This is a genomic window from Rhizobium giardinii bv. giardinii H152 (assembly GCF_000379605.1).
Classification (GTDB): domain Bacteria; phylum Pseudomonadota; class Alphaproteobacteria; order Rhizobiales; family Rhizobiaceae; genus Pararhizobium; species Pararhizobium giardinii.
Genome location: NZ_KB902713.1, coordinates 113,336 through 136,508, shown reverse-complemented (window position 1 = coordinate 136,508; position 23,173 = coordinate 113,336). Strand labels below are relative to the sequence as shown.

22 protein-coding genes and 1 pseudogene are annotated in these 23,173 nt (G+C 58.7%); 6 read left to right on the top strand and 17 right to left on the bottom strand.

Annotated features, from left to right (window positions below; all coding sequences use genetic code 11):
- Positions 1–4: 4 nt before the first annotated feature.
- From A3AY_RS0127305 to A3AY_RS0127290, 4 genes are all read right to left on the bottom strand, one after another.
- On the bottom strand, positions 5–1,507 hold the full coding sequence (locus A3AY_RS0127305) for an aminoacyl-histidine dipeptidase (RefSeq protein ID WP_018328857.1): 1,503 nt from the start codon (positions 1,505–1,507) through the stop codon (positions 5–7).
- A gap of 461 nt (positions 1,508–1,968) precedes the next feature.
- Entirely contained in the window at positions 1,969–2,874 is a 906-nt protein-coding gene (locus tag A3AY_RS0127300; protein ID WP_018328856.1) for a LysR family transcriptional regulator, read from the bottom strand.
- A 336-nt stretch (positions 2,875–3,210) separates the two neighbouring features.
- Complete coding sequence (locus A3AY_RS0127295) at positions 3,211–3,954, bottom strand: SDR family oxidoreductase (RefSeq protein ID WP_018328855.1); 744 nt, start codon at positions 3,952–3,954, stop codon at positions 3,211–3,213.
- 11 nt (positions 3,955–3,965) lie between these two features.
- A complete protein-coding gene (locus A3AY_RS0127290; protein WP_026203880.1) occupies positions 3,966–4,748 on the bottom strand; it encodes an SDR family NAD(P)-dependent oxidoreductase in 783 nt (260 codons plus the stop codon).
- A gap of 435 nt (positions 4,749–5,183) precedes the next feature.
- Between A3AY_RS0127290 and A3AY_RS0127285 the strand changes: the two genes are divergently transcribed.
- From A3AY_RS0127285 to A3AY_RS40815, 3 genes are read left to right on the top strand one after another with little or no spacing between them, the layout of a single operon-like run.
- Positions 5,184–6,035, top strand: coding sequence for an SDR family NAD(P)-dependent oxidoreductase (locus A3AY_RS0127285; RefSeq protein ID WP_026203879.1), 852 nt, complete (start codon positions 5,184–5,186; stop codon positions 6,033–6,035).
- A gap of 31 nt (positions 6,036–6,066) precedes the next feature.
- Complete coding sequence (locus A3AY_RS40820) at positions 6,067–6,348, top strand: hypothetical protein (RefSeq protein ID WP_234913094.1); 282 nt, start codon at positions 6,067–6,069, stop codon at positions 6,346–6,348.
- A gap of 54 nt (positions 6,349–6,402) precedes the next feature.
- The gene (locus A3AY_RS40815; RefSeq protein ID WP_268841567.1) at positions 6,403–6,768 is read left to right on the top strand and encodes a RibD family protein; all 366 of its coding nucleotides are present in this window, start codon (positions 6,403–6,405) and stop codon (positions 6,766–6,768) included.
- Between the two features lie 259 nt (positions 6,769–7,027).
- Here A3AY_RS40815 and A3AY_RS0127275 read toward each other — a convergent pair whose 3' ends face one another.
- On the bottom strand, positions 7,028–7,801 hold the full coding sequence (locus tag A3AY_RS0127275) for a DeoR/GlpR family DNA-binding transcription regulator (RefSeq protein ID WP_026203878.1): 774 nt from the start codon (positions 7,799–7,801) through the stop codon (positions 7,028–7,030).
- Positions 7,802–8,053: 252 nt separating this feature from the next.
- Between A3AY_RS0127275 and A3AY_RS40810 the strand changes: the two are divergent.
- A pseudogene (locus tag A3AY_RS40810) lies at positions 8,054–8,213 on the top strand (Re/Si-specific NAD(P)(+) transhydrogenase subunit alpha); the annotation flags it as partial.
- Positions 8,214–8,317: 104 nt separating this feature from the next.
- Here the strand turns inward: A3AY_RS40810 and A3AY_RS0127270 are convergent.
- The 12 genes from A3AY_RS0127270 to A3AY_RS0127215 all read right to left on the bottom strand — a co-directional run bounded on the left by A3AY_RS0127270 (position 8,318) and on the right by A3AY_RS0127215 (position 21,233).
- Positions 8,318–9,184: an N-acyl homoserine lactonase family protein gene (locus A3AY_RS0127270; RefSeq protein ID WP_018328851.1), complete on the bottom strand. Its 867-nt coding sequence runs from the start codon at positions 9,182–9,184 to the stop codon at positions 8,318–8,320.
- Positions 9,156–9,497, bottom strand: coding sequence for a hypothetical protein (locus A3AY_RS0127265; protein ID WP_234913093.1), 342 nt, complete (start codon positions 9,495–9,497; stop codon positions 9,156–9,158). Before A3AY_RS0127265 ends, A3AY_RS0127270 begins: the two co-directional genes overlap by 29 nt.
- A gap of 161 nt (positions 9,498–9,658) precedes the next feature.
- Positions 9,659–10,702 carry an aldo/keto reductase gene (locus A3AY_RS0127260; RefSeq protein WP_018328849.1) on the bottom strand — a complete coding sequence of 348 codons (1,044 nt, stop codon included), beginning with the start codon at positions 10,700–10,702 and terminating at the stop codon, positions 9,659–9,661.
- A 112-nt stretch (positions 10,703–10,814) separates the two neighbouring features.
- Positions 10,815–11,798, bottom strand: coding sequence for an L-threonylcarbamoyladenylate synthase (locus tag A3AY_RS0127255; RefSeq protein WP_018328848.1), 984 nt, complete (start codon positions 11,796–11,798; stop codon positions 10,815–10,817).
- Between the two features lie 120 nt (positions 11,799–11,918).
- Entirely contained in the window at positions 11,919–12,899 is a 981-nt protein-coding gene (locus tag A3AY_RS0127250) for an aldo/keto reductase (protein WP_018328847.1), read from the bottom strand.
- Positions 12,900–12,902: 3 nt separating this feature from the next.
- On the bottom strand, positions 12,903–14,186 hold the full coding sequence (gene oiaX, locus A3AY_RS0127245) for a 3-oxo-isoapionate-4-phosphate decarboxylase OiaX (RefSeq protein ID WP_018328846.1): 1,284 nt from the start codon (positions 14,184–14,186) through the stop codon (positions 12,903–12,905).
- 5 nt (positions 14,187–14,191) lie between these two features.
- Entirely contained in the window at positions 14,192–15,226 is a 1,035-nt protein-coding gene (locus A3AY_RS0127240) for an aldo/keto reductase (protein ID WP_018328845.1), read from the bottom strand.
- Between the two features lie 65 nt (positions 15,227–15,291).
- Positions 15,292–16,290 carry a substrate-binding domain-containing protein gene (locus tag A3AY_RS0127235; protein ID WP_082366355.1) on the bottom strand — a complete coding sequence of 333 codons (999 nt, stop codon included), beginning with the start codon at positions 16,288–16,290 and terminating at the stop codon, positions 15,292–15,294.
- Positions 16,291–16,380: 90 nt separating this feature from the next.
- Positions 16,381–17,343, bottom strand: a complete 963-nt coding sequence (locus tag A3AY_RS0127230; protein ID WP_018328843.1) for an ABC transporter permease — start codon at positions 17,341–17,343, stop codon at positions 16,381–16,383.
- A gap of 37 nt (positions 17,344–17,380) precedes the next feature.
- Entirely contained in the window at positions 17,381–18,913 is a 1,533-nt protein-coding gene (locus A3AY_RS0127225; protein WP_018328842.1) for a sugar ABC transporter ATP-binding protein, read from the bottom strand.
- Positions 18,914–18,982: 69 nt separating this feature from the next.
- Positions 18,983–19,870: a beta-keto acid cleavage family enzyme gene (locus A3AY_RS0127220; RefSeq protein ID WP_018328841.1), complete on the bottom strand. Its 888-nt coding sequence runs from the start codon at positions 19,868–19,870 to the stop codon at positions 18,983–18,985.
- A gap of 10 nt (positions 19,871–19,880) precedes the next feature.
- Positions 19,881–21,233 carry a four-carbon acid sugar kinase family protein gene (locus A3AY_RS0127215; protein WP_018328840.1) on the bottom strand — a complete coding sequence of 451 codons (1,353 nt, stop codon included), beginning with the start codon at positions 21,231–21,233 and terminating at the stop codon, positions 19,881–19,883.
- Between the two features lie 151 nt (positions 21,234–21,384).
- On the opposite strand from A3AY_RS0127215, the gene A3AY_RS0127210 reads away from it, so the two are divergent.
- Together A3AY_RS0127210 and A3AY_RS0127205 are read left to right on the top strand one after the other, a co-directional pair.
- Positions 21,385–22,179, top strand: coding sequence for an SDR family NAD(P)-dependent oxidoreductase (locus tag A3AY_RS0127210; RefSeq protein ID WP_018328839.1), 795 nt, complete (start codon positions 21,385–21,387; stop codon positions 22,177–22,179).
- 100 nt (positions 22,180–22,279) lie between these two features.
- Positions 22,280–22,981: a FadR/GntR family transcriptional regulator gene (locus A3AY_RS0127205; RefSeq protein WP_018328838.1), complete on the top strand. Its 702-nt coding sequence runs from the start codon at positions 22,280–22,282 to the stop codon at positions 22,979–22,981.
- Positions 22,982–23,173: the final 192 nt, after the last annotated feature.

The window sequence follows — 23,173 nt, the reverse complement described above, 5'->3', positions numbered from 1 at the left end:
TACCTTAGGTCCGGAGTTCGCGGAGCAGCGACTTGAGAAGCCGCCAGGTCGAATCGACTGTCATGTGGTTGAGGCGCTCGCGCGTGGTGTGGACGTCGAACGCTTCCGGTCCGATTGACAGCATGTCAATGTCAGGAACCTTCTTTCGGAAAAGTCCGAGCTCGAGACTGGAGTGAGAGACTTCCACATGTGGCTGCTCGCCGAACTCGCGCTCGTAAGCGGCCTTGGCGGCGTTGAGCATTCGCGAATGAGGATTGTATGGCCATTCCGGGCAATCCGCGAATGTCTCCACGCTCGCGCCGTTGCCGATGAGTTCTGACAGCTGCCTAATTTTGTCGACGATGTTGTAGCGACGGGAGCTGACGGCGCTTGGAACCGTATTGACGATTTCGATGGCGTTTTCATCGCTTGAAAGCAACGCCACGGTGTTGGAGCTCTCGACGAGGCCCTCGACCTGAAGGCTCTTGCTCTGGACGCCGTTGGGAAGCAGGTTCATGGCATCGACCAGGGCCCGGGCGGACTGGGCCGAGAAGACTTCAGTAATCTGTCTCCCCGACTCGCTGACTGTGACCTTGAGGTTGGGATCGCTTGCATTGTACTCAAGCGCAATCGAAGCCGCTTCCGCTTCAATTCTCTGTCTGAGATCGGCGATCCCCGGGGCATCGATCGAAATGATCGCCTCCGCCTCACCCGGGATAACGTAACGGTTCACGCCACCCTTGACTTCGGCTACGCTGGCACCAGCGTCCCGGATGGCAATCCGGAGCAGCCGTCCGAGCTGGACGATCGCGTTAGCGCGTTCAAGATGGATGTCGAATTCGGAATGACCGCTGCTCAATCCAGAGATCCGCAGCGAAAGGGCGGTCTGCCCCGAAACGCGCGGTTCCCACTGAAGCGGAATCTTGAAGCGCACTGAAATATCGCCGGCGCAGCCTGCGAAAAGCGACTTGGGATCGTGCCAATTCATGTCGAGAAGGCGCTTACCGCTAAGCTTTGTGCCGTCGAAGTGTTGCGCGCCGCCCTTGCCGACTTCTTCTTGAACCGTCAAGACGACTTCGAGCGGCGGATGCGGGATATCGTCGGATGCCAGCAACGACATTGCGAAGGCCACACCAACGGTGTTGTCCGCCCCAAGGGTCGTCCCCGTACCATGGATGAAATCGCCGATAACCTGAAGTTTGATGCCTTCGTTCTTAAAGTCGTGGTCAACTCCCTCATCGCTCTCGCAGACGATGTCGGTATGCCCGTGAAGAATGACGGTCGGAGAGTTTTCGTAGCCGGGTGTGCCCGGCTTCTTAATGAGGAGATTGTAGATCGCGTCCTGGTAAACCTCGAAGCCGCGCGCCCGGGCAAAATCGGCGATGTGATCGCTAACCTGCTTCTCGTTGTAAGAACCACGCGGGATCGCGCTTAGCTCTTCGAAAAAACCGAAGAAGATCGCCGGCTCGAGACCAGCAAGAATAGAATTGTCGCGTTTATCTACAGTTTTTCCAGCGGGGAAACTCATTCGGCCCTCCTCCTAATACGGCATCTGAGCAATACTTCTTCCCTCGCCGAACATAGTCCGGCGACCTCGTAAACCGTATTGCGTCTCATCTTACGCGCTAAGGCGATCCAGGTTCAGATGCCCTCCACGCAATGAACCATCTCCGCTTTCAGCTCCTAATTCAAACGCAATATTTCATAAAATAGATGAGCTTTTTTCATCTGAATTCGTTATGTTTGAAAGCAGGCGGAGGCAAGAATGGACCTCGGCGAGTCTCCACTACCCTGTAGGCGCCTGCTGTAAATTTAGAGCGGGTCTCGCACCGCCGGTACAACAACTCAAGAATCAGCGTCTGGCTTACCCAACTTGTTCCCGTCATAGCGATCGAGAGCTTCGAGGCGTTCTGAGACTGGGTGCAAGCAGCCACTTTCTGTCGGAACTCGAACTTCCGCCCGCTGATATTTACCCGTCGAGCCGTCACTTCAATCGTCCGAAAGCGGCGCCTTAAGGTGGTCGAGAAACGTCCGGAGCGCGGACGGCACCTGTCGGTGCGAAACGTAGTATGCATGAAAACCCGGCCCAGTAGACGACCAGTCCGGCAACACCACTTCCAGCATACCAGCAGCGAGTTTATCCTCGACGCGTGCCCGCAGGCAGTAAAAGAGACCGCCTCCCTCCTCCGCCATGCGGATGGATAGTTCTGAATCTCCGAGCGTGAGCAGTCCGGGAACGTCAAGCGCAACCATGCGATCGCCATCGCCAAGTTCCCATTTGCAGACGTGGTCCGTACCGGTTCGGATCCGGATGCACTCGTGCGTCAAGAGATCCTCCGGCCGTTCGGGCCGCCCTCGTTCGTTGAGATAGGTTGGAGAACCGACCACGATCCATTCAAGTTCGGATGTCAGACGCGACGCGATCATCCCCTCGGGAACTGTTCCCCCATAACGGATGCCCGCGTCAAAACCTTCGGCGACCATATCGATAAAGCGATCCTCGACGCTGACTTCCACCTCGACATCTGGGTAGTTGCTGCGAAAACTGTGCAGTCGAGGAGCGATCAACAGCTCGGCGGCGTCACGCAGCGTGGTCACTCTCACCCTGCCCGTAGGCCCGCTCCTGAAACTGTCCAGGAGATCCATCGCAGCTTGGATGCCGAGGAAACGGGGCTCCAGTTCGGCAAGCAGTACTTCGCCGGCGGCGGTGAGACTGATGCTCCTGCTTGTCCGATGAAACAGACGGACGCCCAGCCGGGTCTCCAAACCCCTGATCGAATGGCTGAGAGCGGAGCCCGAAACGCCGCGAAGCGCGGCGGCCTTTCGGAACCCCCCCGCCCTCGCGATCGCGACGAAAGTTTCAAGGTCGGCCAGATCGGCCCGCGTCGATACCATGAGTGATGGATACTCGCACTTGTACTGAAAAAGATCGTCCTTGCCGACGCCGACCTTGCTTCAGGCGGCCGGCACCTTCAATCCTTATTCAACTGGCCCTGTCTTTCGTAAGTGATGGCCAAGGAAGCAGTCAAAAATTTGACCTTAGTTGATCCGTGTTGGATCCTGGGAAGGACGGCGGAGATGGCCCGGTCGCTGAAAAACGAGAACCTCCGGGATTAGATGGTCAGCAATGAAGATCTTCGTGTCCACGGCCACGAGTCACGGCACCGGTTGGTTCCGCGCGGGCGGTCTGACAGTCCCGGAGGTTCTAGTTCTGAGCTCTGAAAACGCCGGCTACCAGTCCTGCCGGGTTGGATGGACGACAATGTCGTTGATCGTGATCTCCGCAGGCTGATCTAGGGCGTAGACCACGGCCTCCGCCACCGACGACGGCGGAATACCCTGCTTGTTGAGCTCTCCGGCGATCTTTCTGCCCGTCTCGTCATGAACCTTGTCGGCCCAGCCGGTATCGATCACGCCAGGGCTGATCATAGACACCTGGATCCCGCTTCCCACGCCCAACTCCTTCCTGAGGCTTTCGGTAATACCGCGTATGAAGAACTTCGTGGCTCCGTAAACGCCTGCCGCCTCGCCGACATGAACGCCGGCAATAGAGCTCATATTCAGGATGCGGCCGGACCGCCGCTCCAACATCGACGGCAGCACGGCGGCGATCGCATGCAGATAGCCACGCAGGTTGGTATCGATCATCTTGTTCCAATCGCCGACCGCGGCATCCTTCCAATAGGAAAAGAGCATGAGGCCGGCATTGTTGACCAATATATCGACCGGGCCGTATGTCGTTGTGGCGAACGCGACGAGCGTTTTGGTGCTTTCAAAATCCGTCGCATCGGCAACCTGGTAGCTGGCAACACCTCCTGAGCCGGCTATTTCTTCGACAATCTGACTGAGGCGTTCCTCATTGCGGCCAGCAAGGACGACGCGCGCACCTTTTTCCGCCAATCCTCTGGCGGTCGCTGCTCCAATGCCCGAGGAAGCTCCTGTGACGATGGCGACCTTGTCTTTCAGATGTGACATGACGTGCTCCTTCACTGCGGTTGGGTCAATTCGGCTTGCCGGGCGGCTTTGACAGGCTCGGGGGTTGTCCGGTTTTCCAACACCTGTCGCTTGGTTTCCTGGTCTCCGCCGACGACATGGTCGATGTCGTTCATGAGAGCCTCGAACCCCTGCTGGGCGACGAGCGTCTTGTCGTTTTTCTGTTGGCCACCGAGCTTCGTACCGCCCATTCCAGCGTTCGCGTGGAAGTCGCTGTTGGTGGCGCCCGGAAGGAGTGCCGTCACCGTGACCCCGGTCGACCGCAACTCCTCGCGCAGAGATTCTGCGAACATGTAACCAAATGCCTTCGACGGGCCGTAAACGGTTTCGTATGGCGTGGGTAGGGTCGCCGAAACCGAGGAGGTGATGAGAATCCTGCCGCGCCCGTTCTTGACCATATGTTGGACGACGCGTTTGGCCATATGGACGGTCCCGGTCACATTGATCGCAAGCAGGCGAAGCTCATCCTCGAGATCGTTATCGACGAAGGCGCCGCCAATACCGATACCGACGTTCAGAGCCGCGGCTTCCAGGGGGCGCCCCAGCCCCTGCGTGAAGGTCCAGAACCCCTCGACGCCATCGTATGTCGAGGCATCCGCTTTGAACGGATATGCTTCGGCATTAAGGCTGCGTAGCGCATCGGCGGCCTCGTTTACCTTGTCGCTTGAGCCTGAAATGGCGACGTCGAATCCATTCTTGGCGAATTGTTTGGCAAGCTCGAAGCCTATTCCAGATGAGCCGCCCGTGATCATTGCGAGTGGTTTATTCCCTTTCATGATTTCACTCCTTTGGTTTTGTCAGCACCACGATCGCCTCGAGGCGCTGGTGACCAAATGCCCGTGGAGCCGATTGGTTACATGAGCAAAATCGATCGGGGCGGTGAGTGAAAATCATCCACCGATCTGGCAGGGACCAGGAGTGCGTTACCTTTTTGGTCGCGTCCGCGGTCGAACTGGCCAGGCATTCCCTACGTCGCGAAGGCCCTTGAGTGAACACGGCTCATCGGCACGTGCGATCCCGCTCACTTCAAGTAGCCGTCGCGATACCCTATTCTTATGGGCGATCGAACGGTCGTTCGCAGCCAGCGGATATGGTCCGCCGACCCAAGCGCCCGAGTAGCGTTGATGGACTTCTCTGCGCTGGTGCCATCGGCCGGCACGCTTCTCGGAGAAAAATTCCACCGCGACGGTCCAATGACGGGAAAGACAAAGATGAGCGAGAGAATGAACAGCATCGTTGCTCCTGGCCGCGTTGCGGTCATCACGGGAGCAGCCAAGGGCATCGGCTTAGCCATCGCGAGGGCTCTCGCGGCCCGCGGAATGAAGCTCGCATTGTTCGATCTCGACACCGACGCACTTGAGGATATTAGCTCGACACTCGATACGGACACTCTGGTTGTGAGCGGCGACGTCTCGGATCTATCGGCACTGACGAGGTTGCAGGACGAAACGGTCTCGCGGTTTGGCGACGTGGCCATCCTTGTAAACAACGCGGGCATTACGCAAGGAGCGGGCCCCTGGGATGATCCTGCAAAGTGGCGACGCCAGATCGATGTAAACTTCGGAGGTGTTCTAGCCGCGCAACACGCCTTCGTGCCCTACATGATCAAGGCAGCCCGACCATCGGCGGTCGTCAACCTCAGCTCCAAGGAAGGAATTACAACTCCTCCAGGCAATGCCGCCTATTCGGTGGCAAAGGCAGCTGTCAAGGTGCTGACCGAACAGCTGTCGCACGAGCTTTTGAAGGAGACGAGAGGTCGTGTATCGGCTCATCTCCTCGTCCCTGGCTACACGTGGACACCCATGAACATCGCACTCAAGCCGCAGGGCGCTGCCAAGCCCGACGAGGCATGGACCGCAGAACAGCTTGTGGAATACTTCCTGGCCCGTCTGCTCGACGAAGATTTTTACATCATTTGTCCTGATAACGCGGTTACGTCTGCGATAGATGCCAGACGGATCCGCTGGGCGGCCGATGACATGATCCTGAACCGACCGGCGCTTTCACGTTGGCACCCCGACTGGATGGATAAATTCGCAGCCTGGTTGAAGGCAGGCCACTGACGGTGGAATGTTTGTAGAGGAGAGTAATCCGATGCCCATACCCTATGTAATCTGTCACATGATGTCGCCGCTGGATGGCCGATTGATCGTCAATGATTGGGCCGAGGCAACCGGCCATTCGGTCGATGAGCTCGTGAAGATCTATGACGGCCTGCATGAGAAGATCGGCGCCGACGCCTGGCTTTCGGGAAGAGCGACGGGAGAAGAGTTCGCGGACGCCGTCGACCGCCCCTATCAAGCAACCGGCACAGCCGCGCGACCGATCCATAATCGCCAACCCGGACGCCGGCGAGTTCGCTGTCATCGTGGATAAGGACGGTCGGCTACGCTGGGACAAGAGCGACATTGAGGAGCTCACCTTGTCGTCCTGACAGGATCTGACGTGGATGATGCTTACCTGGCGGGCCTCACCCAGGCTGGCGTTTCCTATATCGTCTCGGAGAAAGATGGCGTCGATCTGAAAAACGCGCTCGACCTTCTTGGAACCGAGTTCGGTGTGAAGCGCTTGATGCTGGAAGGCGGGGCGCAAACCAATGGCCATTTCTTGAAGGCGGGTCTTGTTGACGAGGTCAGCCTGGTCATCTTCCCTGCGATCGGAGGCAAGTCGAATACCCCGGCCATATTCGAGGGCGACGAGGATGGGCTTGCCGGCAGGGCGAGGCTCACGTTTATCAGCGCCGAAGCCGCTGGCCTCGGCTCCGTGCATCTGAGATATCGCGTTGGACGTCCATAAGAGACGTCCATAGGAGAAGATTGTGGAAGGGCTCCCTCCATCGGTGGGCCCAGCTTGAGATTCGGGACAGGTGCCGCCTTACGCGGCATCGTAGGTAGGATTTGCGCCTGCGATTTAAGAAGACCCGATACATGAGAGATCTAAACGGGAAGCTTTGGATAGCACGATCGATCTCTTGGCCTGTTCCAGTCAGAGGGCTCTCGCCTGAAAAGCGACGTGTTCATCCCAACCGTTCCTATCCGAACGGATGTTGCCATATTCACTTGCTCGCCTGCGATGCCACTCGAAGTGGCACATTGGCTCCTTCCAAAGCCGTGCGGACGTCGACTGACGGTTCCTGGTCGGTGATGATAACTTCGAACTCGTCAATGGTGGCCAGGACATGAAGAGCGGTATGATTGAAGCGCTTATGGTTTAAGAGCAGGCAGCGACGCGCGGCGCTCGCGATCATCGCTCGCTTCGAGCGGACAACGTCATCATCCATATGGTAGACGCGCAATCCAGAAACTGCTGGCGTTGAGATGAAGGCGATGTCGGCGCTGAGACGCGACAGTGCCTGTTCGGCGACGACGCCGAAAAACCCATTGAACTTCACCGAATAGCGTCCACCAACCGCAATCAGGTTGATCCCTGATTCCGTCTTGAGCCGATCGATGATCGCCGCATTATTGGTGATCACCGTCAGCGGCCTCTTCTGTGGCAGCAATTCCCCGAGCACCGACGCCATAGATCCGTCGTTGACCATCACCGTCATGCCGGGCTCGACGAGTTCAAGGGCGGCCTCGGCCATCCGGCGCTTGGCCTCGCCCTCCTGCTGCTGGCGAAACCGAAAATCGCTTTCGAAATGGCTTCCTGCCTCGATCGTTGCCCCGCCACGGACCTTGCGAAGCATCCCTGCCTGCTCAAGATCATCCAGATCCCGGTGGATGGTCATCTTGGATACAGCGAACCGATCGGATAGCTCGTCCAGATCCACGACCCTCTGCGCGACCAACAGGTCCATAATGGCCTGCCTCCGATCATCTCTCTTCATATTCTAATCCTCCGGCCCGCACTGCAACCGACCTTCTAACATCAAGGTCCGCACCGTACAAAACCACATAGCGACCTTATTTCGCGTTATTTTGTGCTTTTGTTCGACAAGGCCGATCGCGCCTGGTGGCATCATGGGAGACGTGAAGACGCGTGATTCCACTGCACCTCTCGCCGGGAAGGTTTGGAAGTTCCTTGCATGGCCAAAAGCGCTCGAACTTTTCTAACGAAACAGGATGTTCGGCATTCAAGCGCAAATGTCATCGCCATGGAGATGGTCCCGCGCGTCAGCCGCGCAAAGTAGATGGACGCCTTGTCCTCCATGGCAAATATCGCGGGCCACCGGGCCGTCATCAAAGTGAGCGCGAATATAGGGCTTCCTCACCGGGCAGATCACCGCGGCGGGCAAGCTACTTGGAAAAGGCCGGGGTCACTGACACCCGGCCCTTTCTCTGCGTACCCTTGGGAGGACGATTGTAAACGACTGCAGCTTGGCGTTCGCGCTGCTCCAAATCCATCAAACTCTTGATACGTCTCCGTCGGCCAAACAAATTTCGACGAGCATGAGCTGGCGATCTGTCACGCGCGACGGATAGATTTTTGAGAGCTGCTCCTCGTGCATGGGAACGATTCGTCGTTCGTCCATACCGACGATTTTGAGCATCTCCTCGGCGGACTCGATCAAACGTGTCTGGCTGCCATTGGCCAGGCCCGGCGCCACGAAGCAGGGATCGCTGGCGTCCTCACCCGTGAGGTTGCTGTAGGTGTAGATGACGTCGCCGGACAGGACAAACTTGCCGTCTCCACCGCCGGTCTCCACCACCACATATTGCGATCCTGCGGTGTGGGTGTCGAATGCCGGATAGATATGAATGCCCGGCACCAGGTTTTCCCGCTCTCCCTCCACCAGTTCCAGGCGGCCTTCGATATTCGCCTGGGTCAGATAGAGGATGTCCGCGGGATTCAGTCCGGCCTGCAATGAACGGAAGCGGCGACCTTTTGCCAGAATCCACATCCAGGATTCCAATTCTTTCTTCTGAACGAAAATTTTCGCATTTGGAAAGAATTTCAGGCCGCCAATGTGATCGAAGTGCGCGTGCGTGAGGATGACATGCGTGACGTCCTGGGGCCTGATCCCGCATTCCCCGAGAACAAGATCTGGAGGCGTCCAGCCTGTGACACCGATTGAATTGGCGATCTGGCCTCCGAAATCGGCAGCGTCGTGACCGGCATCGACGAGAACGACTGCATCTCCTGTCTTGATGAGAATGTATGCGAACGGCAGGTTCATCGTGCCCTGATTATGGGCGCCGTAAAAAACCCCGCTGACCGGGTGCACCGGGCTTCGCGAGTATTCAAGCACCCAGATCGAGTGTGCTCCCATGGCCTTCTTCCCCATGTCCAAGTAGAGACCCTCCACAGCATGCTGTCGTGTCGAAGGTCGTCGTGTCTAAGATGGCGGCCGAACGTCTGAGTTCGATCGCCGCATTTGAAAGCAGCCCCAGCAGGGGTGCATCTGAAACCAAGACACCGCGCTGCAGGTGCTCCTCCGCCTCGACAAGCAGGCAATCTGCCCGTCCAAGATGGGAGAGTGCGTGGCCCTGCCCCGCGAGAACGGGTGAGCCCGCGAGCGAGTGACGGACGGATCGCTTTATCTCTGAGGCGCGATCGGCGAGTTCGCCCATCAAGAGGCGCATGCTCTTCTCCTTCAATGCCATATGCATGAAGGAATAGATCGCGAGGAGCTCGCCATATGTCCTGACGAGCGCCTCGAGGCATGCGCGTGCATCCGGCGATGGAACCGAACCAACGAGCGCTTCACAGCGGAAGCCGCGCAAAACGGTGCCTCCGCTCGCCATCATCGTGCAGCCGTCGGCAGCGGAGCATTCGACGGAAGAAGGTTCGCTTCAGTCAAAGCGTCCCAAAATGCAGCGGGTATTGTCTCGTTGATCGCCTTGACGTTCTGATCGACTTCGAATGCGCTTTTTGCCCCCATGACCAGCGTGGCCACTGCCGGATGCGCATAGACGAATTGCATCGCCGCTGCAGGCAAGCTCACCGCATATCCTAAACAAATGCTCTCGATGGTCTTGACCTTTTCGACGACGGCCGCAGGAACCTTGCCGTAATCGTAAGTGGCCGCAGGACCGCTTATGCCGGTCGCCAGGATCCCGGAATTGAAGATCCCGCCGGCGATCACGGAGACGTTCCGCTGGAGCAACTCGTCGAACGCGGCCTCAAGCGGGGCATGGTTCAAAAGGGTGTAGCGGCCCGCGATCAACGAGCAGTCGATCGGAAATTCACGGGCGACACCCACGACGGAGTCGGTCTCGTTGACACCCAGACCAATGGCCGAGACGGCTCCGCTGGAGCGAAGTTCGTCCAGTGCCTTGTAACCTGAGGCCCGCAGCTGATTCCAATAGAACTCGCTTTGGTCGCCGTGCCATGCCCGACCAACGTCATGCACGAGAAGAACGTCAATATAGTCTAGGCCGAGGCGCTGTTGGCTATCTTCGAATGCGCGCATCACGCCGTCATAGGTGTAGTCGTAGGTGTCGAGAAACGGAAGCGGGTCGATCCACTCGATGCCGTAGACGGTCTCAAGCTTCTTCGTCCTGCTGGCGGGCTTCAATACGCGACCGACCTTTGTGCTCACGACCACGTTTTCGCGCAGCTTGTTCGCCCTGAGGGCATGGCCAAGATAATGCTCCGACTTGCCAAAGCCGTACATCGGCGCGCAATCGAAGTAGCGGATTCCGGCCGCGTACCCGGCGAGGATCGTCGCTTCGAATTCGTCATAGGAGACATCCGCGTTGAAGCCAGAGAGCGGCACAGTGCCAAGCCCCAGCGAAGTCACCTGCACTTTGCTTTTTCCGAGCGGTCTAGTTTCGAGTTCGGTCATGTGGTCATCCTTAGATGTCGATGGGAGGCGTCGCGAGGATCTGACCTCAGCCATGCCGTCATTGTTCGGGTAAGGCCCGGTCCACTTGCATGCAACGTTGAGGCGTTTGCCCCTAGCGCCACCAAAACTCTTGATGAACCCCCGCTGGGCGCGGTGCCGCGGCCCTTCGCAGACGATCATTGATCGCCCATCCAAGGCCAGTCAGCGGGATTGGAGCGAACGCAATTACATCATTTGGCCCAGCCGAAGCGTCGGCCTCACTCATGACGGTGTAGAGGTTGCGGGCAGCTTCATGAAGGTCACCAGAAGAAGACAGCGTGAACTGACAGCCCTCGCAGTCCGGTCCGAAACCGACCCAGACCATGTTGCCGGAAGGACGATCGACATTCATCCGAACTGCAGCTTCCGGAGCATAATGGCTCTTTAGCTGGCCTGGAGCCGAGACTTTCTGGGGAGCGCTGTCCTCCTCAATCGGACCGAGCAATGCTTCGAGCGCCTCCCGTGTAACCGACCCGTGGCGTAGAATGGTCGGAGAACCGACCAAAGATAGAATGGTCGATTCAAGGCCATGATCGCATGTGTCTTCTTCCACGATCCCCGAAATTCGTCCGTCCAGCTGGCGGGCGACCTCCGCAAAGCGCGTCGACGTGACCTTCCCGGAGCGATTGGCCGAAGGCGCTGCCACCGGAAATCCGACGGCTCGGATCAGCCGCTGGGCGACGCTTGACGACGGAAATCGGATTGCGACATTTTTCATGCCCGCGGTAACTGCGGTTGCGAGCCCCGCGTCTTCCCGCTTTGGCAGGAGCAATGTCAGAGGTCCCGGCCAAAAGCTGGCAGCAGCCAACTCTGCCTCCGGATTGAAATGTGCCATCCTGCGCGCCATTTCCAAGTCCGAAACGTGGATAATCAGCGGGTTATGCCGCGGGCGTCCCTTGGCTTCATAGATGCGCTCTATCCCGGCGGGGCTGCTGGCGTCCGCGCCGAGCCCGTACACCGTCTCCGTCGGAAAAGCGACAACCTCGCCATTTCGCATTAGCCAGGCGGCAGCTTCAATCCCGCTGTCGCTGACGTCAAACCGACGGGTGGCGGTCATCTTTTTTCCTCGCGCTGGTTCCGGAACGGAGCAGAGATCGATACGGCCAAAGCCATTGGTTCAGGAGGCCTGGCCCGCGTGCCTGCTGACAGTCTCAACGTCGTCCCCGCCGAGCCAAACTCAGTTCAAGCCGACGACGCTGTGCGGCACGTATGGCTCCTCGAGTTCGCGGACCTCGTCGTCGCTTAGCTTGACGGCCAACGAAGCGACGGCATCCTTCAGATGCTGAAGCTTCGTGGCGCCGATTATAGGAGCCGTCACGCCCGCCTTTGTGTTGAGCCACGCCATCGCAACGAGGGATCGTGAGACGTTCTTGTCGTCTGCAATCTTTGCGACGACGTCTACGACGCGGCGATCCGCCTCGTCCGCGTGACCGTAGAATCGAGCTGTGACATTGTCGGTCTCGGACCTCAAACTGCTTTCCTCCCAAGGCCGGCTGAGGCGCCCGCGAGCCAGCGGGCTGAACGCCATGATCCCCACACCTTCCGCTTTGCAGAGCGGCAACATCTCCCGCTCTTCCTCGCGATAAAGGAGGTTCATCTGAGCTTGCATCGAAACAAAACGCGACCATCCGGCAGCGTCCGACTTGTAGAGCGCGCGCGCGAATTGCCATGCGTAACAATTGCTCCCGCCGATGTAGCGAACCTTGCCGCTTCGAACAAGATCGGTCAGCGCTTCCAGCGTCTCTTCGATCGGCGTCGAATTGTCCCAGAAATGAATTTGGTAGAGGTCGATGTAGTCGGTCCCCAGCCGCTTGAGGCTGGCCTCAGCCTCCGCGATGATTGCCTTGCGGGAAAGTCCGACCGCGTTCGCTCCATTACGCATCTTGCCATAGACCTTGGTGGCAATGACGACCTCATCACGCTGCCCCATCTCCCTGAGCAGCTTGCCGACGATTTCCTCGCTGGTGCCGTCTGAGTAGGCATTGGCCGTGTCGAAGCAGTTTATGCCCTGTTCGAGTGCCTCTTTGATAAAGGGCCTGCTGTCGTCTTCGGACAAGGTCCAAGCATGGTTGCCGCGATCGGCGACGCCGAAACTCATGCAACCAAGAACCAGTTGCGAGATTTTCAGACCTGACCGGCCAAGCTGACGATAATCCATCTGTCATCTTCCTTCTGATACGGTTTTAGAGCCGAACTTGGCGAGCGACTGCGCCAGCTCTGGATGAGATTTGGCATATTCATGGAGATCGATTCCGGCGACCGCGGCATCCCAGGCCGCACGGACCGCTCTCACACCCGCCGACGGCCCGCCGGGATGGCTGACGACGCCACCGCCACAAAGGTAAAGGTGGTCGAGCGTCTGCCCCGTCCTCCGATAGGTCTCAGGTGCCTGTCCACCCCACTGACCAGAACAAACGACCGGTAGCGGACGGTCGGCGTCACTGAAGATCGGTTTCTGGAGGTCATGGAACGACTGGACGAAAGAATGGTCCGGTTCCCAGTATTTGGCGGCGATGCCGTTGATCTGGAATTGGTCGACGCCGAGAAGTCGCCAAAGCTGTTGGTAGACCGAGAAATCGAACCCAAGACCTGGATGCCGGGTGAGAAGATCCCAGCCGTTGCGATGGGCGTGCAAGACCAGGGACGACCGCCGACGCAGAAACAGAAAAGCGCCCATGCCGATCGCATTGATGTTGATGACGGCGGCGTTACCGCCCTCGCGCACGACCAGGTCATGCTTGCGAACCATCTCGTCGGGATCGACGTCGGAAATGCCGAAGGCATACATCACCTTCTTGCCGGTGCGCTGCTCGTGATCCCGGATGATCGGCATGATCGCTTTCACCCGCGCGTCCAACGAGGAGTACGGTGGCGACATCAGCTTCTCATCGTCCTTTATAAAGTCGACGCCGGACGCGACGAGTTCCGCAACCACATGCGCCGTGTCGTCCGGGGTGAGGCCCAGCGCGGGCTTGATAATCGTGCCGATGATCGGCCGGTCGTAAACGCCGGTCAGGCGCCGGGAGCCGTCTATACCGAACTGCGGACCGGGATAGACGCCCTCAAACGCTGCGGGCAGCTGCAGACCGACGACCCTCAGCCCGGTAAACTCCTTAATCGACCACACTCCGCCCAATGCAACCGTGGTGACTGCCGAAAGGTCACTTCCGACGGCCTCCAGGGGATAGGCAATCGTTGTCTCCGCCCGGTTAAAGACTTCGCCCGCTGCGGGGAGCGAGGGAGCCTCGAAAGAGTCCAGTTTTTCGAAAGCGACCACGCGCGCTGCCGCTCGTGCCTTCAGTTGCGGCGTCTCCCCGGGGAGGTCAACAAATGTGCCAGTCGACTGGTCGCTCGCGATCTTGACCGCCAAGGCCTCAGCGCTCCCTGCGGTCTCGATCCGATAGGTGACCAGAATGTCCGAAGGCCTCCGCTGAGCCAGATCCATCGCTATCACGCCTCCGGGACTGGCGCGGCTTCAGGGATGAGGCCGGACGACTTCAAGTCGGCCCAGAACGCGGCCGGAACCGGCGTCGAGATCGCGGCGACGTTCGCGGCCACGTGTTCCGGCGTCAGCGCTCCCTGCACCACCGCAGTCACCGCCGGATGTGCGTAGACAAACTGTGTCGCTGCAGTCGGCAGCGAGACACCGTGGCGCTGGCAGACGGCTTCGAGCGCCTCGACCTTACGGACGATCGGTTCAGGCGCAGGCTGGCAATCGTAGGTGCGGGTCGTCGTCATCGACTTGCTGCCCTCGGCGAGGATGCCGGAGTTGTAGATGCCGGCTGCGATGATACCGATGCCGCGACGCTGCATTTCTGGATAGAAATGGTCGAGAGCGCCATGGTTGAGCAGGGTGTAGCGCCCGGCGACCATGGAGCAATCGAGATCGAATTCCTCCGCGACCTGAAGTACCGACGCCGTCTCGTTGACGCCGAGGCCGATGGCTTTAACCGAGCCCGTCCGTCGCAGTTCGTCACACGCCTTGTAACCGCTCGCTCTCAGCGCCGACAAGTGGGTGTCGTAAGCCTCGCGATGCCATTCGCCGCTGACATCATGGAGATAAAGGATGTCGATGTGGTCCATGCCAAGGCGCTGTTGGCTATCCTCGAAGGCGCGCATGATGCCATCGTACGAGTAATCGTAGTCGTCGACGAACGGCAGCGCCTTCACCCAGTCGATGCCGTAAAGGCTCTCGGCACGCTTAGCGCGGCTTTCCGGTTTCAGAATCCGGCCCGCCTTGGTGCTGACCACGACCTTGCCGACGAGGTCGTTGTTGCGAAGGACGTGGCCAAGGGAATGCTCTGATTTTCCGAGACCATAAAGGGGCGCGGTGTCGAAATAACGAACGCCCAAGTCGTATGCCTTGAGGACGACCGCCTCGAAAGTCTGGAAGCTCACATCGACATTGCACCCGCCGAGCGGCGAGGTACCCAGCCCCAGGGAGGTCAGTGTCACATCGGTCTTTCCAACTTTTCTTTTCAACATGATGATCGATCCTATTTCCTTGGTGCAGAGCGGACGGCCGCATTGGGCCGTCCGCCATCGTCCGATTACATGTACTTCTCGACATTGCCGGAATCGAGCACGAGCCACGGCACGACGTAGTCCTTCTCGGTGCCGCCCTTCCATTCCATCAGCGAGCCCCAGATTTCGGACTGCGGCTTGTAGCTCTCGCCCTTGATCGCCCGCAGTGCGAGGTCGACCGCGCCCTGGCCTTCGGCGCGGGCGTACTTGTAGAGGCTGACCGCCATCTCGCCCTTCTTCACGGCGCGCTTTGCGTCCGGGATGCCGTCGATCGCGAGAACGGGAACGGTCTTGAGATCGATGCCGGCGCTCTTCATCGCTTCGATCGCGCCAAGCGCCATCTCGTCGTTTTCCGCAAGGACGCCGTTGATCTGGCCAGGATGCGCGAGCAACCAATTCTCCATGAGCGCCTGACCTTCGGCGCGGCTCCAATTGCCTGTCTTGTCTTCGATGAGCTTAAGATTGGTGAACTTGGCGAGACCAGCATCGATGCCTGCGCGGCGCTCGATCTGGGCCGACTGGCCGATCGGACCTTCCATGAGGACGACGTTGCCGCCGTTCGGAAGGCGCTTGGCGAGTTCCTCAGCGATGATCCGGCCACCTTCGGTGTCGTTAACGATGATGGACGCGGTGTATTTCGTCGACTTCGTCTTGAGCGCCGACACGATCAGCGGGATTTTCGCTTCCGCTGCCTTTTCGATCGGCGGTGCCGAGGCCTCAAGGTCGAACGGTGACATGATGATCGCGTTGAACTCTTGGGTGATAGCGGTGTCGATCTGGTTCGCCTGTGTTAGCGGATCATATTTGCCGTCGAAAACGGTGATCTCGACCTCGCCCGACTTGACGGCGGGATGGTTCTGGATTTCCGTCGACCAAGCCTTCATGTATTCGCCGGACTCGCCGAACGACAACGCTGCGATGCGGATCTTGTCCTCCGCGAACGCCAGTTTGGGTCCTGTCAGTGTCACCGCGGCGAGTGCCAATCCCGCGCCTGCCCTGAGCAGGCTCCTCCTAAACATCTGCATTTATTGCTCTCCTCTGGTTTGAAAGTGCCTGCACACGCCCGCATGGCCGGGCATTGTCGCCGACCACGTCGGCGGCAATTCTGAAATTTCCTATTTGCGGAACTGGTCGGCGATGACCGCGACCACGATGATGGTGCCCTTGAGCACCTGCTGGTAGTAGGAAGACACCCCCATCAGGTCCATGCCGTTATTGATGGTGCCAATGATCAGGGCTCCGATGAGAGTACCGAGCAGCGATCCTCGGCCGCCCGCAAGGCTCGTCCCGCCGATCACGACGGCAGCGATCGCGTCAAGCTCATAACCGATGCCAGCTTGCGGCAGCGCGGCGGTGGTGCGAGCCGTCAGGACAAGTCCCGCAAGACCAGCCAACAGACCCGAGATCACATAGGTCGCGCCGACGATCACTTTGGTGGAAATGCCGCTCGTGCGCGCCGCCTTCTCATTGCCCCCGACGGCGTAGACGTAGCGTCCGAAGGTTGTGTAGTTCAGAACGACCCAGCCGATGATGAATACGAGAAACAGAATGATAATCGGAACGGGGATGTACACGACCTGGCCGGAGCCGATCCACTTGTAGGCGTCGGAGAGATTGGGGATCGGACTTCCCTGGGAGAAGATCAAGGTTAGACCGCGCGCCACGCTCAGCATCCCAAGCGTCACCACGAACGGCGGAACTTTGATCGCGGCCACGAGGACGCCGTTCACGAGGCCGAGGCCCGCGCCAACAGCCAGTCCGGCCAAGATGCCGATGAGGACAAAGTGCTCGTTGGTTTCAGTCACCAGGCTGGCGGCGATCATCCCGGAAATAGCCATGACCGAGCCAACGGACAGGTCAATGCCCTTGGTCAAGATCACGAAGGTGACACCGATCGCCAGAATGCCGTTGATCGACGACTGCCGGACCAGATTGAGCCAGTTCGGCCAGCTCATGAAATAAGGGCTGGCAACTGAAAAAAACGCGACGATCAGCAGGAACACCAAGACGATGCTGAATTGCCTTATCATCTCGCCGGCACGGAAGCTTCCCGATCTTTCCAAAGCGATTGTACTCATTTTGCAAATCCTCCCACTGGCGGATTGGGGCTGTCGATCAGCTCGCCAAATCCATGAGCGTCTGTTGTGATGCCTCGGCACCGTCGATTACATTGACGAGCTGCCCCTGTTTGAAGATCGCAATCCTGTCACTGAGCTGCATGATCTCCGGTGCCTCCGATGAAACCACCAGGACCCCGTTACCCTTTGCCGCGAAGTCCCGCAGGAACGCGTAGATCTCCTGCTTGGAACCTTCGTCGATGCCGCGCGTCGGTTCGTCGCAAATGAGCAGCTTCGGATTTGTCAGAAGACAACGGGCCAGCACGACTTTTTGCTGGTTGCCGCCTGACAGAGTTTCGACGGCAACATCCGGCGACGCCGACTTGATCCTCTGTGAGACGATCATGTCTTGGACTGCGCTGCGCTCTTTGTCTCCGCGGATGAAACCGCTGATGGCCATCAGGGCGAGCGAGGAAAGCGTGATGTTATGGGCAATCGAAGCCGACAGCACGAGACCGCTGTCCTTGCGATCCTCGGTCACCATCGCCATGCCACGCTGGATTGCGTCCTTTGGACTGCCTGGCTTGACCTTGCCGCCATCGAAGACGATTTCGCCTCCAGTCGGAGAATGCAGCCCGAATATAGTTTCCAGAAATTCGGTTCGTCCGGATCCAAGCAATCCATAGATGCCGACCACTTCGCCCGACGCCACGTCCAACGAAATGTCCCGGAAATGGGACCCTCGCGCCAAGTTCGAGACAGAAAGCAGGATCGGCGCGTCTTCGAGAGGTTTTCCCCTCTCGACCAACTTGACTTCACGCCCTACGATCTGTGTCACAAGATGGCGGCGATCGATATCCTTGATGTTTCCGGTCTCGATGAAACGGCCGTCGCGGAACACGGTATACTCATCCGCGATCTCAAAGATTTCCGTGAGTTTGTGAGACACGTAGACGATTGCGGAACCGCGTGCGGTGATCTTGCGGAGCGCGTTGAACAAGACATGGACTTCGTGTTCGCCGATAGCCGATGTCGGCTCGTCCATGATGACGATATGCGCCCTATAGCTGAGAGCCTTCGCAATTTCGACGAGCTGAATCTGGGCGAGGCTTAATTCGCCCATCTTCCTGGTAGCGTCGACTTCGAAACCGAGCTCATCGAGGAATGCCTGGGCGTCGCGGCGCATCTGGCTGAAATCGATGAGCACGCCAAGCCGTTTCGGCTCGCGCCCAAGGTATAAGTTTTCGGCGACGGTCATCTCGGGGACCGGGGAAAGCTCTTGAGTGATGATCGCGATGCCGTGACGCAAAGCGTCAGCGGCGCTTTTAAAGTCGACCTGCTCGCCATCGATCTCAACTATCCCGCCATCACGGCGGAGCAATCCCATCGCGATGTTGAGGAATGTCGACTTGCCGGCGCCATTACCGCCGCACAAAGCATGGACTGTCCCAGCCTTTAGTGTCAGTCGGCCATCAACGAGCGCTGGTACGCCGTTGAACGACTTTTCCACGCCCTCGGCCCGCAGAAGCACGCGTGCCGACGACGACTGCGCGGTTGTCTGAACTTTTATTTTCTCAGTTGCGTTCACCATGATATGACGTCATACCTCATAAAATCCAAATCTATGCCGCTTCTATGCGGGTCGCATGCCGTATTGGTTCTACGCGCCGTCGAGTTCGAGGATGGCGCGTGCCTCTTGGGGTGTAGCGGGCTCGCGCCCGACTTTTTGGGCGATCTCGACAGCGCGCGATATGACATCCGCGTTCGTGGGCATACCGAGCTCACGATAAGGGTAGTCGCCTATTCCAATAGCCATGTGGCCGCCCAGACGGCAGATCGCAGGAGCGATGTTCAAGAGATTGCCCCCAAGGCAATTGACCGTCCATTCGATCGGCCTGTCGTCTGGCAGAAATGCAAGATGTGCCATAAGACCAGCCTCGGTCGGCGGGTGCCCGGTGATGTACCGCCCTCCTGTCAGGTGGAGGAGAAAGTAGGCAGGACCCTTCACGAGACCCGCGTCCATCAGTGCAATGGCGCGACGCGTGAATCCAACCGACCATGAGACCAACTTCGGCTTCACGCCTCTTCCGCTCAGTGTGCGCGCGTAATGCGCAAGGCTTTCCGTCGTGTTCAGATACAACCGCTCGGGATTTTCGAACGTGCGCGTCTCGGCATCCCAAAGCTCGAGATTGGCCGAACCGGTATCGATCGGAGCAATGTCTGGCTTCGTAGCCGGGTCCAATGCCAGGGTTGCGACCGTGTCGATGCGCTTCTTGGCGTCGGCATCATTCGAGATAAAGCCGAGAGTGGGCAGGATCAGCAAATCGGTCGCCCGCCTGACTTCGCGGATGATTTCGGCGTTTGCTTCTACGGTGTTCGTCGCTCCGCCGTCGGGTGTCCTGGCATGATAATGCAGGATCGCCGCTCCCGCCTTGCGGGCTGCAACGGCGGCTTCGACGATCTCGTCGGCGGTGTAAGGGATATTTGGGTTGGAAGTCCGCGGCGCGTATTCGTTAACCCTGGCTTCGAGGATGATTTTCTTTTGCATCTTCCGCTCCTTATGCCGCCACCGAACCCGCAGTGCCCGCCTTGGCCCGGAGGAAGAAATCATCGCCACCGATCTGCCCGCCCTTCAGCATAACCTCGAGGCCATCGACGTCGGCGTCGCCCGGTGCGGCAAGACGGCAGACGTGACAATTCTGTACCTCGTCAAAAACGGCAATCTCGAGCGCTTCGGCGCCAATTGTCCGCACCGCATAGCTCGAACTGTCGCCGCCTGAAAAGACGATCCGCGGCAAGGAAACCGCGCGGCGCACGGCACGTGCGACGTCGCAGTAGATGGCTCCCAAGCGTTCCGCGGGAACATCGCCGCCGGCCACGCGGCCGGTCTCCCCGCGAGCCGTGTAGATGATTGTGGGGCGGCCACGATCAAGGCCTTCGATCGCCTTAAGAGCAGCCTCCCGGGCAATCGCCGTAGCTTGTTCGTCGGACGCGATCCTGGAGACATCCAAGTGGACAAGCTTCCACCCGGAAGCTTCGGCCACAGCGATCTGGCGCCCGGTTTGCAGAGCACAGCTGCCTGATAACACCAGGAGATTTTCGACTCCGACGATCTCCGTCTTTACAGGCTCGGCCGACGATAGCAGCCCCGAGCGGGCCCAAAGAGCTCCGAGTTGTTGCGCCAGGCCTTGAGCCGCAAGCGCGAACATGGGACGTGTGGGATATCGCGCCCAGAGCAGATCGGCGACAGCCGCAAGATCCGCGTTTTCGAGCCCATCGAAAATGACCCCTGCCCCCTCTTGGAAGGCCTTGAACACGCGCTCGTCCATTGCCGAGCGGTTCCGGATCGCGGGAAGCGTGACGTTGACGAATTCCTTATCTGTCTGCCCAGCCAGATGCATGCGCAGATCCGCCTCTTGCATCGGCGTCCTGGGGTGGCGCGACATGCTCGGGTGCCGGTCCAGCCGCTCTATCCTGTCCGCAAAGCGCGCGAAATGGTTTCCGAAACAGGTGTAGCGCCCGAAGTCCGGGGTAGCGGCGAGGACTGGAACGTCCCTCTTGCCGAAGTGAGCCGCAGCGCGCGCCAGGACAGCACCATAGCTTCCAACGGTGGGCGATGAGTCGAACGTCGAGCAGATCTTGTATTGGATGAGCGGACTGTCGAGGGTGCGCATGATCGAAAACGCGCTGTCAAGCTCCTCGTCGAGTTCGACGCCGGACAACGCCCGTGCGGTGCCGGCGAAGCCAAGCACATCATAAGACCGAGAGTCCGTCACCGCCGTCTGTGCTGAGGGGCGCGCCAGATACAGCTTGCCCTTCACGCCACTGCGATGGAACTGCGCCAGGTTTTCGGAAGAACCCGTGAAGTCGTCGCCGTAAAACACGGCCTTGAGCTTGCCACCTGATGTCATTGGATCCTCCCAATATCCCGGCCGATGATATCTTCCTCCATACATCAGCCGGGCCTCACTCTTGACAATACTCATAGAAGCAGCTCATAACCCTGTCAAGGTCATACCTTATACCTTATACCTCATATCGAGAAAATTGGAGGACGACGAGATGAGACTTTCTGGACGCACTGCCGTGGTGACAGGCGCTGGCCGGGGGATCGGACTGGCGATCGCTGAAGCCTATGTTCGCGAAGGCGCGAACATCGTTATCGTCGACCGCGATCTGGAAGTGGCGAACGAAGCCGCCGAGCGGCTTGGGGAGCGGGCTTTGGCGGTCCGCGCCGATATTTCCGTCAACGAAGACGTTGAGACGATCGTTAAGGAAACGATTGGCCGGTTCGGCACGGTCGACATACTCGTTAACAACGCGGGTGTGGGCGCAACCACTCTGTTTCTCGAAAGCTCAAGAGAGGAATTCGAACGCGTCGTCCGGATCAATCTGACCGGAACATTCCTCGTGGCGCAAGCCTTTGCTCGGATCATGGCCGCCAAAGGCTATGGGCGAATCATCAATATCGCTTCGCTGTCCGGTCAAAAGGGCGGTGTCGGGCGTTCGGCCTATGGTGCCTCGAAGGCCGGCGTCGAACTTCTCACGAAGGTGATGGCCGTGGAACTCGCCGAATCGGGAATCAACGTGAATAACATCGCACCGGGTCCGATATTGACCGAGGTCTCAAAAGTCATGCACACGGTCGAAACGCGTGACGCCTATCATCGGCTCGTTCCGCAACGCCGTTATGGCGAACCATCGGAAATCGCTGACGCCGCGGTGTTCCTGGCGAGCGACGATGCAGCCTATATCACGGGGCACACCCTGAACGTCGACGGCGGCTTCCTGGCCGCTGGCCTCATGTTCCCATTCGATCCGAAAGCCTCGAAGCGGCTGGGACAAATCAGCGAATAACCTGGAGAAGTGGCCAGTTCGACGTTCGGCATTTGTCGCAAGCGGCAAAACGCGGTATGACCTCGTACCTTCTCAATTTCTGATTGGAGCGTGACCAGGAATGCTGTCTGTTGAGCCAAAGAAAATCCCAAGCCGGCTGGACATAGCGCTCGACTACATTACGGGCGAAATTGCCAAAGGCAACCTTGGGCCTGGTGACAAACTTCCCAATGAAAAGGAGCTGGCCCAGCTTCTCGGCATCAGTCGCACTCCAATCAGAGAGGCGATCAAGACGCTCGCGGTGTCAGGTCTTGTCGAGACGCGGCATGGCTTTGGAAATTACATCCGTAAGGACGAAGGCCTTCCGGCGATGCCGCTCGCGATGTTTCAGCTCTATCTTCAGAGCTCGACGCCTGAGATGCTGATGGAGCTGCGATACGTTTTCGACCGCAACTGTTCAGAACTCGCGTCCCTGCGGCGTACGGACGAAGACCTCGCCGCAATGAGAGAGTGCATCGACCGACTAAAAAGGCTGTCGGAGGATGCGAACTCCGCGATCGAAGATCTCCTCAAGGCCGACCTCGATTTCCACCGAGCAATATACAAAGCTGCCGGAAACCCGTTGATCGTCGTGATCGCCGACTTCGTGCTGACGATGGTCGCGCCTTGGGTGCAAAAATCGCTGGAGGTCAGTGGCAAATGGCGCGCAGTCGATCTCCACGAACACATGTTTGAGATGATCCGGGACAGAAAGACCGGTGACCTCAGCCGCGAGAGCGTCGAGGAAAACATGGAACACTTCCGCACATCGCTGTTGAAATGACCGCCAGAACATAAGGTCAAAGCACGGCGCATCCCGCATTTCGCGCAGGTCGCACTGCGATCGTCGCAGGCGCTGCATCTGAAGGCGGCCGCGAAGCCCTGGATATCGCAAGCCGCCCTGTCTGATCGCTGGGTTCGGGAAATCACCCGAGAACGATAATGCCCCAGGCTTATTGCGCCTGGCGCATCGACC